Raw genomic sequence first — 24,812 nt, 5'->3', positions numbered from 1 at the left:
TATCATCACTCCTGATGACGGTCGCTGGGAAATACCGATTCGTGATGCCGACATGCGAGGGCGGGATGGATCTCAAACAACTGAAGGCCCTGGTCCTGGTCGCCGACGTGGGCAGCGTGACGAAGGCGGCCGAGCTGCTGCACGTCGTCCAGCCCGCGGTGACGCGTTACATCCGGGCGCTGGAAAAGGAATTCGGCACCCCATTGTTCGAACGGACCCGGCTCGGCATGCGCCCGACCGAGGCAGGCGCCGCCCTCGCCGAACGCGCCCGCCGCGCACTCACGGAGCTGGACCGGGCCCGTGCCGAGCTGACGCCGTCACCCGGCACGGTGACCGGAATCGTCACCGTCGGGCTGCTGGCGAGCACCGCGGAGACGCTCGCCGAGCCCTTGGTGACGGCCGTGCTGCGCGAGCATCCCGGCGTCGAGCTGCGGGTTTTGACGGCGTACTCGGGTCATCTGCAGCAGTGGCTGGACGCCGGTGACGTCGATCTGAGCCTGCTGTACGACCTCACGAGCACGCCCTCGCTCAACGTGACCCCGCTCGTGGACGAGCACCTGTGGGTGGCCGCCGGACCGGCCGAGGGATTGCGCGCCGACCAGCCGGTGCCGCTGGCGGACGTCGTCACGCATCCGCTCGTGATGCCGCAACCGGGGCATGGGCTGTATTCGCTGATCACGAACGCCGCCCACGAGGCCGGGGCGGCCATCGACGTGGCGGTGCACACGAATTCGATGGCCCTGCAGAAGCAGTTCACGCTGGCCGGGCACGGCTGGACGATCCTGCCGTCGGTGGGGATCGCCGAGGATCTGGAGAACGGCGTCCTGACCGCAGCGCCGGTGACGGAGCCGGAAATCCGCCGGACCGTGGTACTCGGGATGCCGCGGACGGTCCGGGTCGCCCCCGCGGTGCAGGTGGTGGCGAACACGCTGGTCCGCGAGGTCCGCGCCGCCGTCGACGGTGGCCGATGGCCTTCCGGGCAGCTGCGCTGAACCCGTATCGTGCAGGTCATGGCGACGCGCCGGGCGCAGGTCGAGGATGTGCACGAGCTGGCGCTGGGGATGCCCCACGTCACGGTGGAGCGCGGCTCGCGCGGTAACGCGGTGTACCAGGTGGGCCGCAAATCGTTCGTCTTCTTCCGCACTCCGCGCCCCGACGCGTTCGATCCCGAGACCGGCGAGCGGTACCCCGATGTCATCGTGTTCTGGGTACCGTCCGAATCGGACAAACTGGCACTGATCCAGGATCCCGGGACGCCGTTCTTCACCACCCCGCATTTCGACGGCCACCCGTCGGTCCTGGTCCGCGCGAGCCGCCTGGGCGAGCTCACGCTGCGGGAGCTGACCGAGGTGGTCGAGGACGCCTGGCTCACGCAGGCCTCCGCCCGGCGGCGGGACGCGTGGCTGGCTTCGCGGAAGTAATCAGGAATCGAGAAGCGGCGGGCCGGGCCGCCGACCTAACGTTTTCCGCATGACTTCCTTCGACTTCATCACCCTGGACGTTCCCGACCCGGCCGCCGCCGAGCGCTTCTACGCCGAAGCCTTCGACCTTGGCCCCCGCCTCCGCTTCCGCCAGGCCGACGCCCCGAGCACCGGTTTCCGCGGATTCACCATTTCCCTCACCGTTTCGCAGCCGGCAAACGCCGTTGCCTACCTCGACGCGGCTTTGCAGGCCGGTGCCACTTCCCTCAAACCGGCCACCAAATCGTTCTGGGGCTTCGGCGGGGTGGTGCAGGCCCCGGACGGCGCGATTTGGAAGGTCGCTTGTTCCTCGAAGAAGAACACCACTCCGGCGGCACGGGAATTCGAGCAGATGGTACTGCTGCTGGGAGTCGCGGACGTGGCGGCGAGCAAGCAGTTCTACGTCGACCACGGCTTGACGGTGGGCAAGAGTTTCGGGCGCAAGTACGTGGAATTCGAGACGAGCCCGCTCAAATTGGCCCTGTACGGCCGCCGCGCATTGGCGAAGGACGCCGGGGTGGACGTTTCCGGCGATGGCTCGCACCGCGTCGCTGTGGGCAGCGACACCGGTCCCTTCACTGATCCGGACGGTTTCCCTTGGGAGACTTCGGTAATGGCGGGTTGAGCTACCCGGCGTCCGGCTCGGGCAACCCACGCGGGGCGCGCCAGGGTTCGACGGCCCCGTGGTCCAGGGGGATTGCCCGCCCGATGAGCTTCGCCAGCTCAGGCACCCACACTCTATAGAGATCAGCAGACTCGCACACCGCCGTAAAGCCGGCAAGATACCGTCGTCACCGGAATCAAGGACCGCCGGAGCACTCAGCACAGTTGCGCCTGGCCGCCATTAGTCTATAGACTCTGGCGGACCGGACCGGCTGTGCAGCCGATCCGCAGGAAGCATGCGGAGGGCCGAATGACCACAACTCCCAGATACCGGCTGGCGGCCGCCTCGGCCGGGGGCGAAAGCCTGGTCGTGCTCGCCATCGGGGAACGGCTCGTGGCACTGCGCGACCTCGTCGACGGGCCGGTGCCGCCGCTGCCCGACGTGATCGCCGGCTGGGACGTCTGGAGTCCACGCGTTGCGGCGGCCGCCGGGCGGGCCGGGGCGGCGCCCACCGTGGAACCGGACGCATGGCTGCTCCCGGTGAACCCGGACAAGCTCGTCTGCATCGGGACGAACTATTACGACCACCTCAAGGAAATGGGCACCCCCGTCGGGCCCAAACTGCCGTACGCCTTTCTCAAACCGGCGTCGACCGGGCTGGTCGCGTCCGGCACCACGGTGCAGCTTCCCGCGCGCAGCAAAATGGTGGACTGGGAAGCCGAACTGGCCGTGGTGATCGGCCGCACCCCGGCCGAGGACGACGAGGACATCCTCGACAGCGTGGCCGGGTACACCGTCCTCAACGATCTTTCCGCCCGCGACTGGATCAAGAGCAAACCCGAGGTCGGCATCGACTGGGTGATGCAGAAGGCCTACGACGGCTTCTCCCCGGTCGGGCCGTTCTTCGTGCCGCGGGAATTCGTCGCCGACCCTCAGGCTCTCGCGATCCGGTGCTGGGTCAACGGGGAGATCAAACAGGATTCCAGCACCGCACAGATGATTTTCGGCGTCGAGGCGATCCTCCGGCACCTAGCCGGGATCATGACGCTCCGGCCCGGCGACGTCATCGCCACCGGAACCCCGGCCGGCGTCGGCTTCGGCGCGCGCCCCCAGCAGTTCCTCCGGCACGGAGATACCGTCGCCGTGGAGATCGAAGGGATCGGACGCCTCGAAACGCGCATGTCCGGCCCGCTCGAAGGAGTGACCGAATGACCAGCCCGATCAGCCGCCTCTCGCACGTCGCCCTGCGCACCCCGGACGTACAGCGCCTGCGCGACTACTACACGACCGTGATCGGCCTTTCCGCCTACGACGACGCGGACGGCACCGTCTACCTCGCGAGCGGCGGCCTCGGTCCGGCACTCGAACTGCAGCCTGCCGCCAAAGCCGGCGTCGACCACATTGCGTTCGACCTCACCGAAACGCGCGAGGAAGAACTGCTCACGCGGCTTTCCGGGCAAAGCGTCGAGGTCGTCACGAAAACGGACGCGGAACCCGGAATCCTGCGGGTGCACGACATCGCGGACAACGAAGGCAACCGCGTGCAGCTGTGCGTCATCGACAGTTCCCGCCCGGCCGCCGAATTGTCGCCGGTGGGGATTGTGCCGCAGAAGATCGGGCACGTCGCCACGCGTACGCGCAACGCGGAGTCCGTTGTGGACTTCTACCAGCGCGCGCTGGACTTCCGCTGGTCGGACTGGCTGGGCGATTTCTTCGCCTTCATGCGCTGCAATGCCGACCACCACACGGTCAACTTCGTCAATGCCTCGAATCCCGGTCAGATGCACCATTTCGCGTTCGAAGTGAAGGACGCGAGTGCCGTGGTCGCCGCGTGTGATGCGTTGGCAATGAAGGGTATTCCGCTGATCTGGGGCCCGGGGCGGCACGGAATCGGCCACAATCTTTTCACCTACCACGCCGATCCGGACGGCAACGTCGTCGAGATCTTCACCGACCTCGATCGCCTCGTTTCCGAAGACCTCGGCTATTTCGAACCGCGGCCGTGGCACACCGACCGCCCGCAGTACCCGAAGCGCTGGTCGCCCGAGGACGGCGGCCCGAACATGTGGGGCTACGCCGGTCCGGAAGGGTTCCTGTCATGAGCGGGCTCACCCGTACCTCCCTTTCGCACGTGGCCTTGCGCACGCCGGACGTCGAAGCGATGGCCGCGCATTACGGGCGGCACATGGGATTGGTGCGACATGACGAGTCCACAACGGACCACGTCTACCTCGGTTTCGGCGAGGGACACCATTCCCTCGAACTGATCAAGGGGACCGCCGGTCTCGCCCACGTCGCCTTCGAGGTCGGCGACGAGGGTGGACCCGAGCGCGTCGGCGAGCGGCTGCGCGACCGCGGGGTCGAGGTGCGGGAGGTCGGCGACCAGCTCGAGGTCACCGACCCGGACGGCAACGTTTTACGGTGGCACGGCGCGATTTCCCGGACCGGTGAATTCACCCGAGGCTCGGGCCGCCGTCCGCTGCGGGTGCAGCACGCGACGTTCTCCACGCACGACATGGAACCGATGGTCGAGTTCTACCTCGGGCTCGGATTCCGGATCAGCGACCGGATGGGCGAGGTGTTCACCTGGCTTCGCTCGACCGTCGAACACCATTCCGTCGCCATTGTGCAGGGCGCCACCCCGAACGGTCTGGACCACTATTCGTGGGACCTCGCCGAATGGGAGGACTTCAAGACCTGGGCCGACCGGCTCACCGACAACGGAGTGCCGATCCAATGGGGACCCGGCCGGCACGGCCCCGGCGGCAACCTGTTCCTGTTCTACGACGACCCGGACGGCAACCACATCGAGCTGTCCGCCGAAATGGAGCGGTACTTCGACGAGCGGGCCGAGTACCAGCCGCGCGTCTGGGAAGCCGCGCCGACGACCGTCAACCTCTGGGGTGGACAGGTCCCGAGCTGGAGGACTGCCTGACATGCGCTTTGCTTCTGCCCTCATCGACGGCGAGTGCGCCGCGGTCGCGCTCACCGGCGACCTCGCCGTACCCCTCGACGCAATCGCGGAACTCGGGTCCGCGACGCCGTCGGAGATCCTCGCGAACCCGCCGCTGGTGCGCGAACGCGCCGTCCCGGCCGCCGGGCTGACCCTGCGCCCGCTCGTCCCGCACCCCGGCAAGATCATCTGTGTCGGCCTCAACTACCGCGGTCACGTCACGGAAAGCAAACGCGAGCTCCCGACGTACCCGGTGCTGTTCGTGAAGTTCCCGGAATCACTGGTGGCACACGGGGAAGACATCGAGCTGCCGCCGGAATCGTCCCAAGTGGACTACGAAGGCGAGCTGGCGGTCGTGATCGGCCGCTCCGGCAGGCGCATCGCCGAAGCCGACGCGTGGTCACACGTCGCCGGGTACACGGTCGCGAACGACGTCACGATGCGCGACTACCAGTACAAGACCCACCAATGGCTGCAAGGGAAATCGTGGGAACGGTCGACGCCGCTCGGCCCGTATCTCGTGACGCCGGACGAGGTCGACCTCACCAAGGGCGCGCAGCTGCGGTTGTCGGTGAACGGCCGGGAACTGCAGTCCGGCAACGTGTCGCAGATGATCTTCGACATTCCCAAGCTGATCTCGGTGGTGTCGGAATTCGTGACGCTGGCAGTCGGCGACGTCATTCTCACCGGAACTCCGGACGGCGTGGGTTTCCGCCGCGACCCACAGGTATTCCTGACCGACGGTGACGTGGTCCGGGTCGAGATCGACGGCGTGGGCAGCCTGGAAAACAAGGTGGCCACGGAAAAGGCCTGAAAAAGGGGACCCTCCGCCGGGGAAGGCGGAGGGTCCCCTTTTGTGTCCTCAGTCCGACGCCCGCTGCACCATCCGCAGCGCCTCACGCACCGCCACCGGGTCCTCCTCCGGAGCCACCTTGGCCAGCATCGTGAGCGCCGACCGCGCAAGATGCCGGGCCAGCAGACCAGCCGCCTGCTCCGGCTCCCGCGCCTCACAAGCCCGCACGATCGCCTCGTGCTCCTCATTGCCGATTTCCCACGTACGAGCAGGCGAACCGAACAAGCTGGACCGGCGGTACCGCTCGGTATGGCTGGCGATCGAATCGATCACCCGCGCCATGTGCTCGTCGGCACCGCTGGTCAACCGGCGGTGGAACTCGGCGTGGAGGGGTTCCCACGTGGTGAGGTCCTGTTCCTCACTCGCCTTGCGCATGCGCCGCAGATCCTCGTGCAGGGCTTCGAGATCGGCGGCCCGCAGCGCCGGGACGGTGAGCCGGATCGCGAGTGCTTCCATCACGATCCGGCTGCCGTACATCGAATCGATGTCGCGCGGTTCCAGCGGCGCGACGCGCGAACGGCGGTTGTGCTCCGCGATCAGCAGGCCTTCCGCCTGCAGCTGGCGCATCGCCTCGCGCAGTGGCGTGGTGCTGACCGCCAGCTCTTTCGCCAGCTGGACCTGCGACAACACGGTGCCCGGCCGGATCTCGCCGTTGAGCAGCATGCCCCGCAACCGGGCGTAGACGTCTTCGGTGTTGCTGACGGACCGCGTGGTCAGCATGTCGTCGGCCGGGTGATCGGACACCGGGAAACTCTATCGACCCCGGTTCCCCGGGGCAACGTGGCCGGTTTCCCGGCGCGGCACGAGGCCGGGCCGCGAAACCGGCGCGGCGGGATCACGCTGCGGCGGTCGGGTCGACACCGGTGCGCACGTACTCGCGCGCGGCCTCGAGGGTGGCCTCCGCGGCGATCACGTAGCCGCGCAGGAATTCCTCCTGGTACTCCTTCTCCTTCTGGCTGCCGTGCGTTTCGCCGGCGATGCCGAGGGTGAAGCTGAAGTCCAGCGCGAGCGTGTCGTCGATCGTGGTGAGGGTGTTGACGATCTCGCCGTACACCGGGCCGTTCAGCCGCAGGAATCGCACCGTCTTCTCGTCCTCGAGGAAGATCCGCTCGTACAGCCGGTCGCGGCCCTGGGAGTCCTCGTGCAGGATCTCGCGGAGGAAGCCGTCGCCGAACCGCTCGATGACGCGGCATTCCTTGATGGGCTTCACGAACAGATGGGCGAACTCGGCCTTCCAGACCAGCGCCTGCCACACGTGCGCGGTGGTGAGGGTGACGTCCGCGCCCTCTGGGTTGGCGGGAACGCGGGGGGTTGCTGCCTCGATCACGGTGTCTCCTTTTACTTGTCCCCGGCGAAAAGCGGGGCTGGGTCGACGTAGACGCGCTGTGCGGCGATCCGGCCGTCGCGGCGCTCGATCGCGGTGAGGACGGGGAGCGCGACGACGGTGCCGTCGTGCTTGCGGTATTCGACGATCGCCTCGAGCGTCGAGTGGTCACCGTCCTCGATGACCTTGACGAACGTGTGGTGCATGCTCGCGACGACGCCCTGGAGGTGCTCCGCGGCCTGCTGGAACGCCTCCCGGCCGACCAGCGCCGGCCGGTTGCCCATGGTGAAGCTGTGGTCTTCGGTGAGCAGCTCGTCGGCGAGTGCGGGGTCGAACGCGTCGATGCGGGCGTAGAGGTCCACCCACCACGGCGCGGGGGCGGAACCGGCGGGGGTTGTCATGTCCAGGCACTCCTTCGGGACCGGATCACGGGGAGACTCTATAGAGTAAAGCGGGGATTCACTGCTCGTTACCTCGTCAGGCTCTGCTACAGTAGCTCAAGTCCATAGAGATTTTCAAGAAGCCGGAGGGCCGATGAAGGCCATCATCTTCGACCGCCACGGGGACAGTGACGTGCTCGGCTACCGCGACGTGGAGCGTCCGTCGCCGGGTGCGGGCGAGGTGCTGGTCGCGGTGCGGGCAGTGTCGGTGAACCACGGGCCGGACGTCGAAACGCGGCAGCGCGGGTTCTCGATGGGCGCGGTCGAGATGCCGCACATCGGCGGCGTCGACCCGGCGGGCGAGATCGCCGAGGTGGGGCCGGGCGTCACCGGCTGGCGACCGGGCGACCGGGTGGCCGTATACCCGGTGATCGCGTGCGGCGTCTGCGAATTCTGCCGAGACGGGTTCCCGGAGAACTACTGCAGCAACTCGCGGCTGTACGGCGTGCAGACGCAGGGCGGGCGCGCGCAGTTCGCGGTCGCTCCGGCGAGCCAGCTGGTCCCGCTGCCCGACAACGTCAGTTATGAGGCCGCCGCCGCGCTCGGAGTCGCGTACACCACCACGTGGCACGGGATGAACCAGCGCGCCCGGCTCACCGCGAACGACACGCTGCTGGTGATGGGCGCAGGCGGCGGGTGCGGAGTGGCGGCCGTACAGCTCGGGAAGCTGGTCGGCGCGCGGGTACTCGCGGTGACCGGCTCGGAATGGAAACAGCAGCGCGTCCGCGAACTCGGCGCGGACGAGGTGTTCAGCTACCGCGATCCGGACTGGGCGGGGAAAGTCCGTGCCGCGACCGGCGGGCGAGGCGTCACTGCCGCGTTCGACAACGCCGGAAGCGAGACGCTGCCTTCGAGCGTCGATTGCCTCGCGCGCGCCGGACGGCTGTTCTGTTCCGGCGGGACCACCGGATTCGAGGTCATGCTCGACGTGCGGCAGCTGTACCGGAACCTCATTTCCCTCTATTTCTACGTGCAGGGCAGCAAAGCGGACATGGCCGAGCTCGTCGGGTTCGTCGCGGACGGCAAGCTCGACCCGGTGGTCGACAGCCGGTACCCGCTGCGCGCCGCCGCCGAGGCAGACGACAAGCTCAGCTCACAAGACCACTTCGGCCGGATCGTGCTCACCGTGGAAGGGTCGGAATGACCGCGCACCGCGTAGTGGTGATCACCGGCGCCGCCGGTGGCGTGGGTCGCGAGCTGGTACAGCGCTTTCTGGCCAATGGCGATCACGTGATCGCCACCGACCTCACCGAAAACGGCCTTGCCACACTCGGTTCCGGCGACACGCTTTCCACCATCGCCGCCGATCTGTCCACTGAGGACGGTGTGACCGCGGTGGCGGACTTCGCCCGCTCGTCCGCCGGCCGCGTCGACGTGCTGGTGAACTGCGCGGGCTGGTTCCCGATCCTGCCGTTCGAGGAACTGTCCATTGCGGACTGGCGGCGGGTGGTGGACGTCAACCTCACCGGCTACTTCCTGGTCACCAAGGCGATCCTGCCGTTGATGAAGGACCTCGGCACCGGCCGGATCATCAACTTCGGCTCGGGTTCGGTGTTCGCGGGCGTCCCGGACCAAACCCATTACGTGGCCGCCAAAGCGGGGATCGCGGGCTTCACTCGGTCACTCGCGCGCTCAGTCGGGAAGTACGGGATCACCGTCAACCTGGTCACCCCGGGCATCACCGTCACGGACGCCGTACGGACCAGCTTCCCGCCGGAAGTCCTGGCCGGAGCCCGGCAACGCCGGGCAATCCAGCGCGACGAGGTCGCGGCCGACCTGGTGGGCCCGGTGTTCTTCCTGGCCTCCGACGATGCCGCTTTCATCACCGGCCAGACCCTCAATGTCGACGGGGGAACCCACCTGCTCTAGCCGGTCCACTTTCCGTGCCGGTGGGCGGCTTCCAGGATCTCCAGGTACGGTTCCACCGCCAGCCCCTGCGCGGCCGTCCAGTCGTCGTTGTAGTACGTGTTCTCGTAACGGTCCCCCCGGTCGCACAGCAGGGTCACGACGCTGCCCTCGGTGCCGGTTTCGCGCATTTCGCAGAGGATCCGGTAGGCGCCGTACAGGTTGGTTCCGGTGGACGCGCCCGCGCTCAGCCCCGTGGTCGTGCGCAGGAACCGGGCGGCGGCGATCGAGGCTGCGTCGGGGACGTGGATCATCCGGTCCACCACCGCCGGGACGAAGCTGGGCTCCACCCGCTGCCGTCCGATGCCTTCGATCCGGGACGGCGTCGCCGTGCGAAGCCCGGGGTCCCGGTGCTCCCAGCCGGGGAAGAACGCCGAGTGGTCCGGGTCGACGACGCAAAGCCGGGTCGGATGTCCGCGGTACCGCAGGAACCGGCCGATCGTCGCGCTCGTGCCGCCGGTTCCCGCGCCGGCCACGATCCACGACGGCACCGGAAACGGTTCCCTTGCCAGCTGGCCGAAAATCGACTCGGCGATGTTGTTGTTCCCGCGCCAGTCGGTCGCGCGTTCGGCGTAGGTGAACTGGTCGAGGAAATGCCCGCCCGATTCCTCCGCCAGCCGGACGGACTCCGCGCGGATCGCGGCCGGGTCCTCGACGAGGTGACAGGTTCCGCCTTCCCGTTCGATCAACGCCACTTTCGCCGGACTCGTCGACGCCGGCATCACGGCGAAGAAGGGCAACCCCAGCAGCCGCGCGAAATAGGCTTCCGAAACTGCGGTGGACCCGCTCGACGCTTCGACGATCGCGGTGCCGCGGGTGATCCATCCGTTGCACAGGGCGTACAGGAACAACGAACGCGCAAGCCGGTGTTTCAGGCTCCCGGTGGGGTGCGTCGATTCGTCCTTCAGATACAGGTGGATATTCCATTCCCGGGGAAGGGGCACGGTCAGCAAATGCGTGTCCGCAGACCGCGTGGCGTCGGCCTCGACCCGGCGGATCGCCCAGGCGGACCACTCCCGCGCGGCGCGATCCGATCGGTTCAGATCGGCCGTCATTCCGTCGTCCGCACGCTGACGGCGAATTCCGGATGGTTCTCGATGGTGTTGTGGACCTTGCATCGGCTTCCGGCCCGGACGAGTGCATCGATCTGGTTAGGGGTCAGCGTGCCCGGCAGCACGTACGTGATGTTCAGCGTGCCAAGGCGAATCGGCCGGGTCGCGGTCTCCCCCGATACCTCGACGCTCGCCCCGGTCGCGTCGATGTTGTTCTTCTGGGCGTAATCCATCATCGTCGCGAGCATGCACGATCCGAGCCCGGCGAGGAACAGTTCCGTCGCTTGCCAGGATCGGTCCACCGCATTCCATTCGATGGAGAACTGAGCGCGGCCGTTGTCCGCCGCGAAGGACAGATCCTCCTGGTGCCGGATCGTCACCGGGTAGTCAGACATGCGACATTCCTTTCCCTGCCAGGTCTTCCACCGGCACGTAGTCGTGGTCGTACCCGAAATACGCCGGGCCGACCAGCTCCAGCCCCTCCGCCGACCGCCACCGCGGATGGCACGGCAGGCCTGCCACCGTCACCCGGAACCCGTACCGCAGGCTTTCGGTGGTGACCGGTTCCCCGGTGTCGGAGTCCAGGACGCAGATGAGGTCCGGTACGGAAGCCACGACGTCGCCATCGCGCGTGGCGACGAGATGCTCGTTCTGGAAGCACAACGTCATCGTGTGGCCACTGTCCTCATTGATCCCGGCGAGCTGCGCTTCCCCGCGGGCGAATCCGTCCTGGGTACGCCGTTCGACGTCGGTCACCTTGCCCCGGAACAGCATCCGTCCGTCCATTTCGGACACAATGGCCCCGGCCGGGTCCCGGTGGTCCTGCCGGGCCGTGGTCACCACCTGGCCGAGCCGCCGGGCGAGACTCACCGTACCGGGTACGAGCGCGGTTTTCGCCTCCCGGCCGGTCATCGGGTACAGCGCAATGCATGCGCCACACCCCATGTCCACAGTGGCCGATCGGGCGAGCCGTTCGGCCCACGCGTTGTCGACGGTGTTCAGCACCACCGTGTTGCCCTTGTCGTCGACCATGGCCATCGGGGTGGTCGAAATACCGTCCAAAGTGGCGAGAACCATCTGCAGCTCCGGGAAAGCGCGGCCCATCCCGTCGCCGTCGACCAGCGGCAGCCCGGTCTCCGCGGCACACAGCAATGGCATCATCGAATTCAGCCCGCCTGCTTCCAGACAGGCGATGTGCGTGACGGTCGCGCCGTACGAAGCCGCCACCGCTGCCACCGCCGCCGCGAACTCCCCACCGGCAGGTGGTTTCTCGACGATCACCGTCGGCGCACCCATGATCGCGACCGGCAGGAGCACCGCGTCGTCCGGGAGATCGCCGAGCCGGACCAGCTCGACCGGGCCGGTCTGTTCGATGACGCGTTCCGCCAGCAGGCTCCCGAGGTACGGGTCCCCTCCCCCGCCGGCACCGAGAATCGCGGCCCCGCGGGCGATGTCGGCAATCGCGTCGACGTCGATGTGGCTCACTTCCGCTCCTCCAGGATCAGATCGCCGATGGCCTTCACGCGAATGCGGATGGCGTCGCCGGGCAGGTAGGCCATGGGCAGTTCGTCGACCTCGACGATGCGGACGCTTTCCGGGGCGGCCCCGGCCAGCACGGCCTTTTCCGCGGCTTCGCCTTTCGCCTCGTCCAGAATGGTGTCGCGGCTGCGTCCGGTGCCGGAGAACACCCGGTCGACCTCGCCGCCGACCTGGGCGATGGCCGCCCCGATCGCGTTGGCGACGGCGAACTCCCGCGGCCGGACCACCTTGTCGAACCCGGGCAGATGGTCGGGCAGCAGGATGCTGCCGCCGCCGACGAGCACCATCGGCACCGCCTCGGCGGACGTGCGCATGGTGTCGGCGAGCACCGCGACCCGCGACGCGATCAGGTCGAGCGCCGCCCGCACCTGCTTCTTCGGCAGGTCCGCGACCAGTGCCGGGTCGCCGATCTCCGACAGCCCGCCCGCGACCGCGAGGTCCGTCGCGGTGAGCGTCGAGCCGCCGAAAACCCGTGCGCGCGTGTGCAGTTCGTGCCCGGTGCTTTCCGGCCCGACCTCATGGCCGCGCCGTCCCAGCGGACGATGCTGCCGCCGCCGATCCCGACCGACACCACGTCGGGCATGCGGAAATTCGTGCGGACCCCGGCGATGTCGACCGCGGTGGTGGCCGGGCGCGGGAAACCGTGCACGACCGCGCCGACGTCGGCCGTCGTCCCGCCGACGTCCACGACAATGCAATCGGCCAGCCCGGACAGCAAGGCCGCCCCGCGCATCGAGTTCGTCGGCCCGGCCGCGAAGGTCGCCACCGGGTACCGGCGCACGTAATCGACGTCCATCAAGGTGCCGTCGTTCTGCGACAGGTAAAGCGGCGCATCGATGCCGACCCGCGCGAGTGCTTCGGAAAACGCGCGAGTGGTGCTTTCCGCGACCGGCAGCAGCGATGCATTGATGACCGTCGCATTCTCGCGTTCGAGAAGCCCGACGCGGCCGATCTCGTGCGAGAGGGAGATCCGCAGCCCGGGTACCTCGGCCTGCAGGATCTCGGCGGCAGCGAGCTCGCAGTCCTGGTTGACCGGCGAGAAAATCGAACTGATCGCGGCCGACGTGATCCCGCGCGCGGCAATCGTCCCGGCAACCTGCCGCAGTTCGCCGCGGTCGAGTGCGGAGATCTCCCGGCCGTCGAATTCGTGTCCGCCGTGGCAAAGGAACACGTGGTCACCCACCGCGGACCGCAGCCGCGCGGGCCACTTGGTGAGCGGCGGTACCCCGGCCGAAGCCGGGAGGCCGAGGCGGATCGCCGCGGTCGGGGCCAGCCCCTTGGCCTGCACGACCGCGTTGGTGAAATGCGTCGTGCCGATGGCCACGGCGGCGACGGCGCCGAGGTCGAAGGGGTGGGCCTCGCCGAGCGCCGCGATCGCGTCGACGATTCCGCTCGTCACGTCGCTGGTGGTCGGGCGCTTGACCGAGGCCACGGCCTCGCCGCGGTCCATGAGGACTGCGTCGGTGTTCGTTCCGCCGACGTCGATACCGAGGTGCATACGGGTTTCCTAATCCTGGACGGGAACGGCGGGCACGGCGGCGGTCCCGGCGCGGCGCCGCGCGAGCGTGCCGAGCCCGAGGTAGACGGCCGTTGCGACGACAAGGGAGTTGATCGTGGGAATGCCGAAGGTTTCGAACTGCCCGGCGAGCCCGCCCGCCGCCCACGCCACGAGCCCGGCCGGGACCCAGTTCGGTGCCGCGGCGGGCAAGGCACCGTGGGCTCGTGACTCGTCGAGCGTCCGCCGCCAGGTCTTCACCACGAAGTATTCGGCAATCATGATTCCGGCAACGGGTGGTAGCAGCACCCCGATGAAGGTCAGGAATTCGGTGAAATAGTTCAGGATTCCGACGGCCGACAGCACCGATCCGACGACGCCGACGAAAATCGTGACCACGGCGCGGTTGAGCTTGCGCCCGAACAGCACGTCGACCACGTTCACCAGCCCCAGCGAGGACGAGTACAGGTTCCAGTCGTTGATCTTGAGAATCGACGCGATCAGCACGATGGTGCCGATCAGGCCGCTCGTGGTCGTGATCATCATGACGATGTCCGAGGACCGCGCGGCGTGCGCGAGCAGCACCCCGATCACCCCGACCACGTACTCCCCCAGCGTCACGCCGAGCACGGTCTGCTTCACGACGTCGCCGACGCTTCGGTTGTACCGCGTCATGTCCGGGGTCATGACCGCGCCGACGATGAACCCGCCCGCCACCAGCGTTGCCCCGGCCGCGAGCGACAAGGCCGGCCCGGCAGGCGGCGACGAAAGCAGCGCGGAAATCGAATGCTGCGACAATTCCCGGGTCACGGCCCAGATCGCCAGCGCGAGGAACGCGGGCACGGTGATATACGCCGTCCACGTCATGCTGCCGAAGCCGTAGATCACGATCACGGTCACGGCGATACCGCCGAACAGCGACCACGCCCACGTCGGCAGCCCGCCCAGCAGCGCATGCAGGCCGGTGCCGAACACCGCGTTCTGGACGCCGAACCAGCCGATCAGGCTCACCGCGATCAGGAGCCCGATCAGCGCCGATCCCTTGGTGCCGAAGCCGGTCCAGCGGGCGAGGACCGAAGTGGACAGTCCTTCCCGCATCCCGGCGATCCCGACGAAAATGGTGACGACCTCCAGCAGCACCGCCCACACGGTGATGGCGAGAATGGCGTTCCAGAACGTCATGCCGAAGCCGAGCGTGGCCCCCAGCAGGAACTGCGCCAGCGCGGACAGCTGGCCGAACCGCTGGATCGCCACCGACCACCAGGGGTACCGGGCATCGATCGGGACCCGTTCGAGGGCGTAGTCGTCACTTCCGACGACTGTATTTTCCGTGCCATCAGCCATCTCAAGGACCTTTCGGAGTGGGGACCACAGACCCCGGCTGACCAGGTGCCTTGACGGTAGTGACGGGCATCGCAGCAGCTCAATGGTCATACTGCCGGACATCGCGGGGGTTATAGTGCAGAACGCACAGCACCCAGATTCGAGGTCGACGGCATGCGGCTCACGTCCGGCTCGGTGGCGGCCCTGTCCGCCGGCTGCACCCTGCTCGGGTCCGGCGGCGGCGGAGCGACCGACGTCGCCGAAACGCTGCTGGCGGAAGCGCTGTCCACCAGCGGTTCCGTCGAGGTCGGCACCGCGGACCGGCTCCCGGACGACGCACTGGTGGTGAGCATCGGCGCGGTCGGCTCCCCCACCGCGATGATGGAGCGGATCCCGAGTGCCGACGAGTTCGTCCGCGCCGCGCGGGCGACCGAACAGCGGCTCGGGCGCACCATTGCGGCCGTCCAGTCGCTCGAAATCGGCGGCGTGAACGGGCTGCTCGGCGCGTGTTCGGCGGCGTGGCTGGGCCTGCCGCTGCTCGACGCCGACGCAATGGGCCGCGCGTACCCACGGCTGAACCTCACCGTGCTCGCCGGAGAGGTTCCGATCGGGCCACTCGCGCTGTCCGCATCGAGGGGCGAGGTGGTCGTGCTCGACGCTCCCGACGACAGTTCGGCGGAAGCGCTCGTGCGGGCGATGCTTCCCGGGCTCGGCAGCTGGGCCGCGGTGTGCCTGTACCCGGCGACCGCCGCCGAGTACGGACGGGTGTCGGTGCAGTCGTCGGTCTCGCGCGCCCTCCGCTACGGCCGTACCTGGCAGCGGCTGCGCGCCGAAGGACCCGAGCTGCTGCACGGGATTTCGGCGCGGCAGCTGTATGAAGGGACCGTGGTCGAGGTGCTCCGGGAACGGGCCGAAATCGGCGGCGTCGCCACCATCCGGCACGTGGACACCGGTGTCATGCGGCTCGATTTCGCCAACGAGTACGTACTCGCGTTCGACGACGGCCTGCCGGTGTGCGCGGCTCCGGACCTCATCGTGGTGGTGGATGCGCGGACGTGGAAACCGATCAGCGTCGAGAATCTCTCGGTACCCCAACGAGTCCGCGTGCTGGCGTTGCCCGCGCCGCCCGAGCTGCGCCGCGGCGGACCGGCGGCGGAACGCCGGTTCGGGCTGCCCGCCTACGACCGCGACCCGGTCCCGGCCGAAGGGGTACCGCGATGAACCCGGTCACGTTCGACGACCTGCAAGCACTCGACCTTTTCGAACACGCCACCGTATTCGGCACGCGACCAGGGCAGTACCGCATCACGGCAGTCGACGTCGTCGAGCCGCCCGACGTCCTCACCGCGACGCTGACGGCCGGGTCAGCCGTCGTCCTGCCCCTGGCCACCGGACCTGCCCGGCACCGGCAGCACCTCCTCGACATTCTGCTGCGCCGCGGCGATCAGGCGCGGGTCGGCGCCATCGTCGTCATCGGGTTCACCGGCGAGGTACCGGCAGCAACCCGGATACTGGCCGACAGATTCGCCATTCCGGTGTTGCTGGCTCCGGATGGGTTGTCCGCGCTGGAAGTTTCGGTCCGGCTTCGGTCCACTGTGCTCGCTCCGGAACTGGCGATGAGCACGACGCTGCTCACGTTGTCCCGGCAGCTGACCGGGGAAACGCGATCCCTACACGACGTGACCCAGCTGGTTTCCAAGGCACTCAACGCAACCGTCGGGGTCAGCACCGCGCAAGGGGCCTTCATCGCCGGTGTCGCCGCGGAAACGCCGACGGCGCGGCTGGTCGGCGCATCGGTGCCGGAAGCCTTCCCGGTGGACAGTCGCAGCGTTGCCGTCGTGCCGGTGAGGGGACTGGCCGGGTACCCGCGGTGTGGGCGGTCGCCGAGCGTACCGGCGGCGGTCCATTGTGGAGGGAGACCGCCCTGCACGCGTTGACGTTGGCCCGCGGGGAAATGACGGCGTGGCTGGCGCGCCGTCAGCTGTCCGCCGAACGCGACGCGCGGGTGCGGACCACGTTGCTCACCGAAATCCTGGAACATGGCAACGCCATCTCGGAGTCGATCGAAGAACAGGCCGTTTCCGCCGGATGGCAGCTGTTCGGCTGGCACATCGGGGTGCACCTCACCTTCGCCGAACCGGCGCCACGGTCCACTTTGGCCGTTGAAACGCTGCTCGCCGACCTCGCGAAGCCGCCGCTGACGCTGGGTACCGTCGTGGAGCGCGCCGACGGCTGGTCGGCCTGGACGACCAGCCGCGACGAACCGGGTCCCGACCACGCCCGCACCCTCGCCCGCGTCCTCGAAACCCGGTTGCGGCACCTGAATTCCCGGCAGCCCGGCCTGACCTGCGCCGCTGGGGTCGGGGCACCCCAGCGTGACGTCGCAGGCATCGCGACCACGCTTTCCCAAGCGCGGCAAGCAGCTTCGATCGCCGCCGCCGAAGGCGCGCCAGTCGCCGTACGTGCCCTGCAAGACCTCGGCGCGTCACGGCTGCTGCTCGGCTGGTACACCTCGGGCGCCTTCCACGACTACGCCCGCCAGCTGCTCGAACCCTTGCTCGACGAGCCGGAAACGGAACTGCTCAAAACACTTGAGGCGTACCTGGATCGGGCCTGTTCGGCCATGCACACCGCGCGGGCGCTCGGCGTCCACCGCAACACCGTCAGCCTGCGGATCTCGAAGATCGAAACCCTGCTCGGCGCCACGCTGTCGAGATCGGACACCCGGCTGACGTTGCAGCTTGCGCTGCGGGTCCTCCGCGCCGGAGTTCCTCAAGACTCCGGGCAGTAGCCGGAGCAGAGCAGCACCAGCCGGGAAAAGCGGCCGTCCTCGCCCTCGTCGGCGTAGACCTGCTGTTCGACGGTGAACCGGCCGGTGCCGAGCCGAGCGGCGCGCATGCGCACACGCCAGCGCAGGTGCACCCGCGGGCCGATCCGGCCGGCGTCGGTTTCGGCGAGTTCGAACTCGTCGGTGTCGCCGAACCAGCGGGTGAAGGTCGCGGTGATTTCGTCCGTGCCGTGGAATTCGCGCAGTCCGGGCGGGAGCAGCGCGGTCAGCTTCACGTCGGGGTCCATTGTGGACGCGAGCCGGGCGAAGTCCTGAGTGGCCAGTGCGTCGAAGAAGGTGCCTGCCGTCGAGCGGCGGGTGAGTTGAGTCGTCATGCGTCTGTTCTACGGCGGCGGCCGCGGCCGGGGCATCGGGTAACTGCCCGATGTTTCAGCCCCCGGCGAGACCGCGGCGCAGGGCGACGAGCGCAGCTTGTGTCCGGGTCGTCACGCCGAGTTTGGTGTAGATGTGCTCGAGATGCGTCGAAACGGTCTTGCGGGACAAGGTAAGCGCCGCGGCAATTTCCGGATTGGACAGTCCGCGGGCCAGGTGCAGCAGGACTTCCGTCTCGCGTGCGGTCAATCCGTCCGGCGTGCGGCGCACCCGCCGTCCGGACGACGCCAGCACGGCGGCCACGGCGTCCGGGTCGAGACGCCCGGCCTTGGCTTCGGCGGGGAGTACCCCGGCGGCCGCGTCGGCGGGCAACGGCGCGCGATGCGGACGCGGTTCCCCCAGCGCGTGGAAGACGTCCGCGGCGGCCAGCACCCGGGACGTCATCGGGAGCGCGTCGCCGGAAAGGCCGTGCGGGTAGCCGGATCCGTCGAGCCGTTCGTGGTGCTGCGCGGCGCAGCGCGCGACCGCGTTCAGACCGGGCATTCCCGCCAGCATCCGCTCGGTCAGGTACGGATGCGTGCGGGCACGTTCGGCCTGGCTCAGCGACCACGGCGCAGTGGCGTTCCAGATCGCGCTCGGCACGCCGATCATCCCGATGTCGTGTACCCAGCCGGCCCGGCGGACCAGGTGGACGTCCTCCGCGAGCAGGCCGAGCCGGGTGGCCGCGGCGGCCGCGAGTGCCGCGACGCCGCGCGAATGTCCCAGCCGGGGCGGGGATTTGAGGTCGGCGAAATCGGCGAAAGCCTGCAATGCGCGGTCGAGGGCGGCGTCGGACAGGCAGGCGCCGAGCCGGGGATCGAGCGCGATCACCTCGTCCCAGGCCTGGATGCGGTCGAGCCCCGCCAGTACGTCGGCGTGGTTGCGGACGAAACAGTCGACCAGCGCCGGGTCGAACTGGGTACCGCGGCGTTCCCGGGCCACCGTCACCGCACCGTCGGTACCCGCCGTGTGGTGGAACGCCTCGACGTTGTCGGCCAGCTGGACCAGCCGGATCGCCGGGTCGAGGGCCGCTCCGCCCGCGGCCCCGGGAATCCCGCGGCCGTCCCAGCGTTCGAACGACTGCAGCAGCGGACGGCAGACGTCCTCGCCGAGGTCGAGCCGCCCGGCCAGCTCGCTGGCGCTCTGGCAGTGCGCCTGCATGACCTGCTGCACCGACCGGCCCGCGGTGGCGAGGAACCGGGTCACCATCCCGGCGCGGCGCACCCGTGAACTGCCCCGGCCGAGGTGGCGCAGGACGAACATCGCCATGGTGACCCCGGCGAGGTCACCGTCGTGGCTGTCGGCGTACAGGTCGGTCTCGTCGCCGAACAACGCGGCCAGCTCGCTGGTGTCCGCCGCACAGCCGACCCAGGTGAGCAGCGACGTGTAGTAGGCGGCCGCGCGCACTCCGTCGTCCGCCCCGGACTCCTCGGCCAGCCGCAGCGCGATCACCGTCTGCCGCAGCACGCGTTCCATCGGGCGGCCCATGCCGAGGTCTGCCACCAGCGACAGCGTGGCGACCAGTTCGGACAACCGCACCGGCGCGGTTTCGTTCACCCCTGCATGGTCGCCCCTGCCGCGGCGATTGTCAGCCTCAGAAAATGGCTTCGAGATCTTGTTCGGCAATCTCGGCCGGAGCGAGACCTTGCTGTTCCATCACGCCAGCACGCATCACGCCGATCGAATCGGCCACCGCGAGCGCCTGATGGACGTTCTGCTCCACCAGCACGATGATCCGGTCGTCCCGCCGCAGCGACGCCACCGTGGTGAGCACCGTGTCCGCCAGCTTCGGCGACAAGCCCACCGACGGTTCGTCCAGCAGCAGGACCTGCGGGTTCGCCAGAAATGCCCGGGCGATCGCGACCTGTTGCTGCTGCCCGCCGGACAGCGACCCGGCCCGTGCGTCCCAGAGCTCGCCGAGCACGGGGAAGAGCTCGCGGGCCTCGTCGAGCCGGGTTTGTTCGGTTTCGGCGGTACCGCGGCCGAGGCGGCGGGTATTCCACAACCCGAGTTTGATGTTGTCGGCCACGGTCAGGTCGGCGAAAACACCCCGGCCCTGCGGAACGAGCACGACTCCGGCGCGGGCGACGTCCACCGGTGAGCGGCGGGCGATTCCGGTGCCGTCGAGGGAAATGCTGCCGCTCGTGGGACGCAGCAGTCCGGTGATGGCCCGGAGCAAGGTCGATTTACCCGCGCCGTTGTGGCCGAGGACCAGGCTGATCTCCCCGGCCGGGAAAGTGGCGTTGAGGGTGTCCACGACCGTGCGGTGCCCGAGGCGGACGGTCAACGATTCGATGGTCAGCATCGCTACCCCTGGTCCCGGCGGCCGAAATAGAGCGCCCGCACGACGTCGTCGGAAAACACGTCGTCGGCGGTGCCGGTGGCGAGTTCCCTGCCCCGGTCGAGGAATACGACGACGTCGGCCAGATCTTTCACGAGCTGGAGATTGTGCTCGATCAGGAGAATGATCAAGCCGCGGTTCTTGGCCTCGGTGACCACCTCGCAGAACAGGTCGTATTCGCGTGGCGCAAGCCCGGCGGCCTGTTCGTCGAGCAGCCACGCGCGGCCGTTCATGGCCAGCATCCGGGCGATCGACACCGCCTTCTGCTGGCCGTAACTGAGATTGGCGGCGAGATCACGGCGGGCCGCGGACAACCCGAGCCGGTCGAGGATTTCGGTGGCCTTGGCTCTGGTCGGCCGGGAACGGGTGAGCACTGTCCGTTCCGCCGCGAATACCGTCTGTTCCTGTACGGAAACCCCGCCGAAAAGCCGAAGCTCCTGAAATGAGCGGACGATCCCCAGTTTCGCGCGCCGCCGGGCCGACCGTCCGAGCAATTCGGTGCCGTCGAGGAGAATACTTCCGCTCTGCGGCGTGACCAATCCCGAAATGACGTTGAACAGGGTCGTCTTCCCGGCTCCGTTGGGCCCGATGAGCGCGGTGACCTCGCCCGGTTCGGCGGTAAGTGATACATCGTCCAGCGCGACCAGACCACCGAATGCCGCGCGGACCCCGTTGACCTGCAGGCTCATACCGCCGCCTTTCGCCACGCCCGGATGGCCGGGAAATACCCCCGCAGAAGCACCACGCCGATGATCAACGCGCCGTACACGAGCTGCTGCAATGGACCGACCGCTGTCGACGGCAAATTCAGCAGGCTGATCAACGGAATGGCGGCGACGATGATCGCACTGCCGAGCACCGGTCCGGCCGACCAGCCGATCCCGCCGACGACCACGATCGCGACGAGTTCGATCGAAAGCGAATAGCCGAAGGTCGGGGAATTGACGAATCCGGTGTAGAAGGCGTACAGCACCCCGCCGACCGACGAGACCGCCGCGCCGAGCACGATTGCCGCGTATTTGCCGACGACCGGGCTGCGGCCCATGGTCTGCGTGGCGACCGGGTCTTCCCGGATCGCGAAGAACAGCCGCCCGACTGCGCCGCGGCGCAGTACCGCGGTCACCAGGACCACAATGATCGCGACGACCCACACCAGACCGGTTTGCAGGCCGCGCGTCGGCAATTCGGCGCCCAGCACCCGCGGGTACGGCACGCCGGAGATCCCGTCCGTCCCCTTCGTAAGCGAGTACCAGCTCGTGAAGACGGTGGAAATGATGATCTGCAGGGCCAGTGAAGCGACGATGAAGTACTCGTCGCTCACCCGCAGTCCGGTCGAGGCCAGCACAATCGCGGCGACCACGGAAATCCCGATCCCCACGAGTGCGCAGATCAGGAACGAACCGTTGACCGCGGGTCCGAGCAAAGCGGTGACATACGCGCCGATGCCGACGAAAACCGCTTGGGCGGCGGAAAAGACTCCGGCGTAGCCGAGCGTGATGTTCAATCCGGCCGCGGCAATGGCGAAGATTCCCGTGAGCGTTCCCACGGTGGTCAGGTAGTCGATCATCGGGCAGCTCCCGCGGCCCGGCGGATCCGCAGCGCGGACAGGCCCCGCGGGCTGATCAGGATCAGCAGCAGGAAAACCCCGAAGACCACGCCGTCCTGCCACGTTTCCGGCAGCTTCCACACTGCGACGCCCTGGATAACGCCGAACAGCAACGCCGCACCGGCCGCTCCCGCGATACTGCCTACGCCGCCGAGAATGACGGTCGAGAAAGCGATCAGCAATGGCGTGTCACCCACCGTTGGGTACGCGCCGAGAATGTACGCGGCGAAGATCCCGGCCGGTACGGCGAGCAGTCCGGCAATGGCGAACGCAACGCGTTCGGCGCGGCGGCGCGGCATTCCCCAGACGTCAGTCATCTCGCTGTTGCACGCCACCGACCGCATCAGTGATCCGGTCATCGACCTGGTGAGGAAAAGCCGCGTCACGGCGTAGCACACGATTGCGACGCCGAAGGCGAGCAGGTTGATCTTCAAGACGTGCAGGCCGCCGATGTCGAACGTCGAATTGAGCGACGTCTGCGGATGCGCGGCATTGGCGCCGAAGATCAGCGTCAGAACGGAACTCCCGGCAATCCACAACCCGAACGACGCCAGGAACAACGGGAAGAGACCGGACTGCCGCGCGCTGATCGGCCGGTACAGGAGCTCGTAACCGGCCATCGTGAAGCCGAGCGAAACGACGGCCGTACCGAGAATCGCGATCGGGACGTTCACCGATTCGAGCGCGGAATACGTCAGCGCGCACAGGCTGAGGTTGGCCCCGTGGGCGATGTGCAGGATTCCGGTGACGTTGAGAATGATCGACATGCCGATCGCGATCAGGACGTAAATTCCCCCGAGGAACAGCCCGCCCACGGCAAGCTGTGCTAATTCATGCATTTCGGACCCCGCTCCGTGGTTTCGGGAACTGTCAGCCTGCCGCGGGAACGGTGGCCACCGTGGTGAACGCGCCGTCCTTGACCTGGTTGATCGCAATGGGCGACTTGAGCGTGTGGTCGGGCAGCAGCTGCAAGGTGCCGCCGACGGCGTCGATCTTGCCCTGGGTGCCGAACTTCTCGTTGAGATTCTCGCCGGTGACGTCCTTGCCCTCGGCGACCAGCTTCTTCGCCGCGTCGGCCCACATCAGGACGCCGTTGCAGTAGTCGGCCATCCCCACGATCGCGCCCTGCCCGGGTTTCGCGCCGGTCAGCCGCAGAAACCCGGCGGTGGTGGGATCGGTGGCCGAGAAATCGATGCTCTGCAGCGTGAAAAGCGATCCTTCGGCCTCTTTCAGCTTGAGCACCGACGGCGTGGGAAACGGCGATGCGCCGACGATCTGCGCCGTCACCCCGGCGGCCCGCAACTGCTGGATCAGCGCGGCCTGCGGGTCGCCGGAATGTACGAGGAAAATGACGTCCGGATTACGGACTTTGATCTTGTCGACCTGCGCGGAAAACGATGCCGCCTGCACGGCGACCGGAAGCGTGTCGAGCGTACGGCCGTCACCTTGCCACGCTTTGCGCACGATCCCGACCGCATCCTTCCCGACGACGTCGTCCTGATAGATCAACGTCGCCTTTTTCAGCTCCGGCCGATGCGCCATGAGGTACGGAACGCTGGCGGACAGCTCGGAAGTCAAGAACGGCACGGTGTTCCAGACCCAGGCCTGATTGGCCAGCGACGGACTGAGCGAGCCACCGTTCAGCACCGGAATCCGGCTCCGCTGAGCCAGCGGCGCAAGCGCGGTGGTGATCGAACTGTAAGCACTGAACACCGTGGTCGCGTGATCGACAGTAGTGAGCTGAGTGAACGCGGCAATTCCCTTCGAAGTCTCCCCGACACCGGTGTCCACATATTTCACCGTGACGTTTTTGGGCAGGTCATGCCGTTCGTTGACCAATTTCACGCACCCGTCGATACCCTGCTGATAAGCGGTACCGAACGAGGCCGCCGCACCACTCAACGGCAACGCGGCCCCGAGCACGTAACCACCCCCGGAAGCCGACGCCCCACAAGCCGCGGCGCTCACCGCGAGGAGAGGAACAAGCACCAGGCTGACCCGCTTTTTCATGATCCACTACACCCTTCCCGGCCCGGTGCCGAACCAGGCAACCAACCTGAAGACGAGGACAACGGCGGCCGAAGCAGAAGCCGTGACAAAGTGAACGATCGCTTCGCATGAAGCTAAGGCGCCCGGCGGGTTGTGTCAACGACCGGATACCAAGTCGTAGCAAGCCGGGTGGCGGGGACCGCTTGAGGTGAAGCGCCGCCGCGACCCGGTCCGGTTCGCCGCCACCCGACCGATCGGCCAACACAATTCGAGTGACGAGCACAAGTCGTTCACCTCGCGACGGCGAACCCGCGCAATCCCGGCGACACCGACACGGGCCGCTCACCCCCGAGCGGCAACCCCGCGCAGTCCCGGCGACACCGACACGGGCCGCTCACCCCGAGCGGCAACCCCACGCGGCCCGAGCGATACCGACACGAACAATTCCCCACCGCCCGACCGGCAAACCCGCGATCCGCGACCACCCCGGCAACTCGACGCGGCAACACGCCCAATCCGGCAGCTCCCCCGGGCAGCACCTCCGCGCAGCTCGACGCGGCAACCTTCCCCAACCCAGCAGCACCCCCGGCCTCTCAACCCGGCACCCGCCCAGCCCAGCAGCACCGCGGCTCTCAACCCGGCAACCCCGCCCAACCCAGCAGCACCCCCGGCCTCTCAACCCGGCACCCGCCCAGCCCAGCAGCACCGCGGCTCTCAACCCGGCAACCC

The 24,812-nt window shown here is 68.1% G+C and carries 28 protein-coding genes; 12 read left to right on the top strand and 16 right to left on the bottom strand.

What is annotated here, in order from left to right; translation table 11 throughout:
• Window positions 1-14: 14 nt before the first annotated feature.
• The 7 genes from OO71_RS37785 to OO71_RS37755 all read left to right on the top strand — a co-directional run bounded on the left by OO71_RS37785 (window position 15) and on the right by OO71_RS37755 (window position 5,831).
• Window positions 15-992: a LysR family transcriptional regulator gene (locus OO71_RS37785; RefSeq protein WP_245633909.1), complete on the top strand. Its 978-nt coding sequence runs from the start codon at window positions 15-17 to the stop codon at window positions 990-992.
• 18 nt (window positions 993-1,010) lie between these two features.
• Window positions 1,011-1,421 (top strand): MmcQ/YjbR family DNA-binding protein, encoded by a 411-nt coding sequence (locus OO71_RS37780; protein WP_033294915.1) that lies wholly within the window; start codon window positions 1,011-1,013, stop codon window positions 1,419-1,421.
• 49 nt (window positions 1,422-1,470) lie between these two features.
• Entirely contained in the window at window positions 1,471-2,085 is a 615-nt protein-coding gene (locus OO71_RS37775) for a VOC family protein (RefSeq protein WP_033294836.1), read from the top strand.
• Between the two features lie 288 nt (window positions 2,086-2,373).
• Entirely contained in the window at window positions 2,374-3,276 is a 903-nt protein-coding gene (locus tag OO71_RS37770) for a fumarylacetoacetate hydrolase family protein (protein ID WP_033294835.1), read from the top strand.
• Window positions 3,273-4,166 carry a VOC family protein gene (locus tag OO71_RS37765; RefSeq protein ID WP_033294834.1) on the top strand — a complete coding sequence of 298 codons (894 nt, stop codon included), beginning with the start codon at window positions 3,273-3,275 and terminating at the stop codon, window positions 4,164-4,166. The genes OO71_RS37770 and OO71_RS37765 overlap by 4 nt, the downstream gene beginning before the upstream one ends.
• Window positions 4,163-4,999: a VOC family protein gene (locus OO71_RS37760; RefSeq protein ID WP_033294833.1), complete on the top strand. Its 837-nt coding sequence runs from the start codon at window positions 4,163-4,165 to the stop codon at window positions 4,997-4,999. The genes OO71_RS37765 and OO71_RS37760 overlap by 4 nt, the downstream gene beginning before the upstream one ends.
• 1 nt (window position 5,000) lies before the next feature.
• Window positions 5,001-5,831: a fumarylacetoacetate hydrolase family protein gene (locus tag OO71_RS37755; protein ID WP_033294832.1), complete on the top strand. Its 831-nt coding sequence runs from the start codon at window positions 5,001-5,003 to the stop codon at window positions 5,829-5,831.
• Between the two features lie 48 nt (window positions 5,832-5,879).
• On the opposite strand, the gene OO71_RS37750 is transcribed toward OO71_RS37755, so the two are convergent.
• The 3 genes from OO71_RS37750 to OO71_RS37740 all read right to left on the bottom strand — a co-directional run bounded on the left by OO71_RS37750 (window position 5,880) and on the right by OO71_RS37740 (window position 7,595).
• Window positions 5,880-6,614, bottom strand: a complete 735-nt coding sequence (locus tag OO71_RS37750; RefSeq protein ID WP_051792731.1) for a GntR family transcriptional regulator — start codon at window positions 6,612-6,614, stop codon at window positions 5,880-5,882.
• A 91-nt stretch (window positions 6,615-6,705) separates the two neighbouring features.
• Window positions 6,706-7,197 carry an SRPBCC family protein gene (locus OO71_RS37745; protein WP_051792729.1) on the bottom strand — a complete coding sequence of 164 codons (492 nt, stop codon included), beginning with the start codon at window positions 7,195-7,197 and terminating at the stop codon, window positions 6,706-6,708.
• Between the two features lie 11 nt (window positions 7,198-7,208).
• Window positions 7,209-7,595 (bottom strand): nuclear transport factor 2 family protein, encoded by a 387-nt coding sequence (locus OO71_RS37740; RefSeq protein ID WP_033294831.1) that lies wholly within the window; start codon window positions 7,593-7,595, stop codon window positions 7,209-7,211.
• Window positions 7,596-7,728: 133 nt separating this feature from the next.
• On the opposite strand from OO71_RS37740, the gene OO71_RS37735 reads away from it, so the two are divergent.
• Together OO71_RS37735 and OO71_RS37730 are read left to right on the top strand one after the other, a co-directional pair.
• Window positions 7,729-8,778 carry an alcohol dehydrogenase catalytic domain-containing protein gene (locus OO71_RS37735; RefSeq protein ID WP_033294830.1) on the top strand — a complete coding sequence of 350 codons (1,050 nt, stop codon included), beginning with the start codon at window positions 7,729-7,731 and terminating at the stop codon, window positions 8,776-8,778.
• Window positions 8,775-9,503 (top strand): SDR family NAD(P)-dependent oxidoreductase, encoded by a 729-nt coding sequence (locus OO71_RS37730; protein ID WP_033294829.1) that lies wholly within the window; start codon window positions 8,775-8,777, stop codon window positions 9,501-9,503. The genes OO71_RS37735 and OO71_RS37730 overlap by 4 nt, the downstream gene beginning before the upstream one ends.
• Here OO71_RS37730 and OO71_RS37725 read toward each other — a convergent pair.
• The 6 genes from OO71_RS37725 to OO71_RS37705 are packed head-to-tail and all read right to left on the bottom strand — an operon-like array spanning window position 9,500 to window position 14,969.
• Window positions 9,500-10,594 carry a PLP-dependent cysteine synthase family protein gene (locus OO71_RS37725; RefSeq protein WP_033294828.1) on the bottom strand — a complete coding sequence of 365 codons (1,095 nt, stop codon included), beginning with the start codon at window positions 10,592-10,594 and terminating at the stop codon, window positions 9,500-9,502. The genes OO71_RS37730 and OO71_RS37725 overlap by 4 nt on opposite strands.
• A complete protein-coding gene (locus OO71_RS37720) occupies window positions 10,591-10,986 on the bottom strand; it encodes an OsmC family protein (protein ID WP_033294827.1) in 396 nt (131 codons plus the stop codon). Before OO71_RS37720 ends, OO71_RS37725 begins: the two co-directional genes overlap by 4 nt.
• Window positions 10,979-12,076, bottom strand: a complete 1,098-nt coding sequence (locus tag OO71_RS37715; protein ID WP_033294826.1) for an S-methyl thiohydantoin desulfurase family protein — start codon at window positions 12,074-12,076, stop codon at window positions 10,979-10,981. Before OO71_RS37715 ends, OO71_RS37720 begins: the two co-directional genes overlap by 8 nt.
• Complete coding sequence (locus tag OO71_RS52650; protein ID WP_245633908.1) at window positions 12,073-12,498, bottom strand: hypothetical protein; 426 nt, start codon at window positions 12,496-12,498, stop codon at window positions 12,073-12,075. Before OO71_RS52650 ends, OO71_RS37715 begins: the two co-directional genes overlap by 4 nt.
• Window positions 12,477-13,628, bottom strand: coding sequence for a hydantoinase/oxoprolinase family protein (locus tag OO71_RS46765; RefSeq protein WP_245633907.1), 1,152 nt, complete (start codon window positions 13,626-13,628; stop codon window positions 12,477-12,479). The genes OO71_RS52650 and OO71_RS46765 overlap by 22 nt, the downstream gene beginning before the upstream one ends.
• A gap of 9 nt (window positions 13,629-13,637) precedes the next feature.
• Window positions 13,638-14,969, bottom strand: a complete 1,332-nt coding sequence (locus tag OO71_RS37705; RefSeq protein WP_033294825.1) for a purine-cytosine permease family protein — start codon at window positions 14,967-14,969, stop codon at window positions 13,638-13,640.
• A gap of 153 nt (window positions 14,970-15,122) precedes the next feature.
• On the opposite strand from OO71_RS37705, the gene OO71_RS37700 reads away from it, so the two are divergent.
• From OO71_RS37700 to OO71_RS51065, 3 genes are read left to right on the top strand one after another with little or no spacing between them, the layout of a single operon-like run.
• Window positions 15,123-16,169: a DUF917 domain-containing protein gene (locus OO71_RS37700; protein WP_051792727.1), complete on the top strand. Its 1,047-nt coding sequence runs from the start codon at window positions 15,123-15,125 to the stop codon at window positions 16,167-16,169.
• Window positions 16,166-16,885, top strand: coding sequence for a hypothetical protein (locus OO71_RS51070; protein ID WP_033294824.1), 720 nt, complete (start codon window positions 16,166-16,168; stop codon window positions 16,883-16,885). The genes OO71_RS37700 and OO71_RS51070 overlap by 4 nt, the downstream gene beginning before the upstream one ends.
• Window positions 16,886-16,902: 17 nt before the next feature.
• The gene (locus OO71_RS51065; RefSeq protein ID WP_162186164.1) at window positions 16,903-17,739 is read left to right on the top strand and encodes a PucR family transcriptional regulator; all 837 of its coding nucleotides are present in this window, start codon (window positions 16,903-16,905) and stop codon (window positions 17,737-17,739) included.
• Here the strand turns inward: OO71_RS51065 and OO71_RS37685 are convergent.
• The 7 genes from OO71_RS37685 to OO71_RS37655 are packed head-to-tail and all read right to left on the bottom strand — an operon-like array spanning window position 17,721 to window position 24,104.
• The gene (locus tag OO71_RS37685; protein WP_033294822.1) at window positions 17,721-18,110 is read right to left on the bottom strand and encodes a nuclear transport factor 2 family protein; all 390 of its coding nucleotides are present in this window, start codon (window positions 18,108-18,110) and stop codon (window positions 17,721-17,723) included. The genes OO71_RS51065 and OO71_RS37685 overlap by 19 nt on opposite strands.
• A 55-nt stretch (window positions 18,111-18,165) precedes the next feature.
• Window positions 18,166-19,704 carry an HD domain-containing phosphohydrolase gene (locus tag OO71_RS37680; protein WP_033294821.1) on the bottom strand — a complete coding sequence of 513 codons (1,539 nt, stop codon included), beginning with the start codon at window positions 19,702-19,704 and terminating at the stop codon, window positions 18,166-18,168.
• A gap of 37 nt (window positions 19,705-19,741) precedes the next feature.
• On the bottom strand, window positions 19,742-20,452 hold the full coding sequence (locus tag OO71_RS37675) for an ABC transporter ATP-binding protein (RefSeq protein ID WP_033294820.1): 711 nt from the start codon (window positions 20,450-20,452) through the stop codon (window positions 19,742-19,744).
• Between the two features lie 2 nt (window positions 20,453-20,454).
• Window positions 20,455-21,177, bottom strand: coding sequence for an ABC transporter ATP-binding protein (locus tag OO71_RS37670; protein ID WP_033294819.1), 723 nt, complete (start codon window positions 21,175-21,177; stop codon window positions 20,455-20,457).
• Entirely contained in the window at window positions 21,174-22,055 is an 882-nt protein-coding gene (locus tag OO71_RS37665) for a branched-chain amino acid ABC transporter permease (protein ID WP_033294818.1), read from the bottom strand. Before OO71_RS37665 ends, OO71_RS37670 begins: the two co-directional genes overlap by 4 nt.
• The gene (locus tag OO71_RS37660) at window positions 22,052-22,933 is read right to left on the bottom strand and encodes a branched-chain amino acid ABC transporter permease (protein ID WP_084145553.1); all 882 of its coding nucleotides are present in this window, start codon (window positions 22,931-22,933) and stop codon (window positions 22,052-22,054) included. Before OO71_RS37660 ends, OO71_RS37665 begins: the two co-directional genes overlap by 4 nt.
• 31 nt (window positions 22,934-22,964) lie before the next feature.
• Window positions 22,965-24,104, bottom strand: coding sequence for an ABC transporter substrate-binding protein (locus OO71_RS37655; RefSeq protein WP_033294816.1), 1,140 nt, complete (start codon window positions 24,102-24,104; stop codon window positions 22,965-22,967).
• Between the last annotated feature and the right edge of the window lie 708 nt (window positions 24,105-24,812).

This window comes from Amycolatopsis jejuensis (genome assembly GCF_000717335.1).
Classification (GTDB): domain Bacteria; phylum Actinomycetota; class Actinomycetes; order Mycobacteriales; family Pseudonocardiaceae; genus Amycolatopsis; species Amycolatopsis jejuensis.
Note: the sequence above shows the minus strand (reverse complement) of the source record. Positions and strands in the feature narration are given on the sequence as shown.

Excerpts from the sequence above, each read along its gene's own strand:
- OO71_RS37665 (WP_033294818.1), bottom strand. The coding sequence starts at position 22,055 with ATGATCGACTACCTGACCACCGTGGGAACGCTCACGGGAATCTTCGCC.
- OO71_RS37725 (WP_033294828.1), bottom strand. The coding sequence starts at position 10,594 with ATGACGGCCGATCTGAACCGATCGGATCGCGCCGCGCGGGAGTGGTCC.
- OO71_RS37685 (WP_033294822.1), bottom strand. The coding sequence starts at position 18,110 with ATGACGACTCAACTCACCCGCCGCTCGACGGCAGGCACCTTCTTCGAC.
- OO71_RS37705 (WP_033294825.1), bottom strand. The coding sequence starts at position 14,969 with ATGGCTGATGGCACGGAAAATACAGTCGTCGGAAGTGACGACTACGCC.
- OO71_RS37655 (WP_033294816.1), bottom strand. The coding sequence starts at position 24,104 with ATGAAAAAGCGGGTCAGCCTGGTGCTTGTTCCTCTCCTCGCGGTGAGC.
- OO71_RS37670 (WP_033294819.1), bottom strand. The coding sequence starts at position 21,177 with ATGAGCCTGCAGGTCAACGGGGTCCGCGCGGCATTCGGTGGTCTGGTC.
- OO71_RS37740 (WP_033294831.1), bottom strand. The coding sequence starts at position 7,595 with ATGACAACCCCCGCCGGTTCCGCCCCCGCGCCGTGGTGGGTGGACCTC.
- OO71_RS37675 (WP_033294820.1), bottom strand. The coding sequence starts at position 20,452 with ATGCTGACCATCGAATCGTTGACCGTCCGCCTCGGGCACCGCACGGTC.
- OO71_RS37700 (WP_051792727.1), top strand. The coding sequence starts at position 15,123 with ATGCGGCTCACGTCCGGCTCGGTGGCGGCCCTGTCCGCCGGCTGCACC.
- OO71_RS37785 (WP_245633909.1), top strand. The coding sequence starts at position 15 with ATGACGGTCGCTGGGAAATACCGATTCGTGATGCCGACATGCGAGGGC.
- OO71_RS46765 (WP_245633907.1), bottom strand. The coding sequence starts at position 13,628 with ATGCACCTCGGTATCGACGTCGGCGGAACGAACACCGACGCAGTCCTC.
- OO71_RS37770 (WP_033294835.1), top strand. The coding sequence starts at position 2,374 with ATGACCACAACTCCCAGATACCGGCTGGCGGCCGCCTCGGCCGGGGGC.
- OO71_RS37660 (WP_084145553.1), bottom strand. The coding sequence starts at position 22,933 with ATGCATGAATTAGCACAGCTTGCCGTGGGCGGGCTGTTCCTCGGGGGA.
- OO71_RS51065 (WP_162186164.1), top strand. The coding sequence starts at position 16,903 with ATGACGGCGTGGCTGGCGCGCCGTCAGCTGTCCGCCGAACGCGACGCG.
- OO71_RS37760 (WP_033294833.1), top strand. The coding sequence starts at position 4,163 with ATGAGCGGGCTCACCCGTACCTCCCTTTCGCACGTGGCCTTGCGCACG.
- OO71_RS51070 (WP_033294824.1), top strand. The coding sequence starts at position 16,166 with ATGAACCCGGTCACGTTCGACGACCTGCAAGCACTCGACCTTTTCGAA.
- OO71_RS37780 (WP_033294915.1), top strand. The coding sequence starts at position 1,011 with ATGGCGACGCGCCGGGCGCAGGTCGAGGATGTGCACGAGCTGGCGCTG.
- OO71_RS37775 (WP_033294836.1), top strand. The coding sequence starts at position 1,471 with ATGACTTCCTTCGACTTCATCACCCTGGACGTTCCCGACCCGGCCGCC.
- OO71_RS37730 (WP_033294829.1), top strand. The coding sequence starts at position 8,775 with ATGACCGCGCACCGCGTAGTGGTGATCACCGGCGCCGCCGGTGGCGTG.
- OO71_RS37735 (WP_033294830.1), top strand. The coding sequence starts at position 7,729 with ATGAAGGCCATCATCTTCGACCGCCACGGGGACAGTGACGTGCTCGGC.
- OO71_RS37755 (WP_033294832.1), top strand. The coding sequence starts at position 5,001 with ATGCGCTTTGCTTCTGCCCTCATCGACGGCGAGTGCGCCGCGGTCGCG.
- OO71_RS37720 (WP_033294827.1), bottom strand. The coding sequence starts at position 10,986 with ATGTCTGACTACCCGGTGACGATCCGGCACCAGGAGGATCTGTCCTTC.
- OO71_RS37765 (WP_033294834.1), top strand. The coding sequence starts at position 3,273 with ATGACCAGCCCGATCAGCCGCCTCTCGCACGTCGCCCTGCGCACCCCG.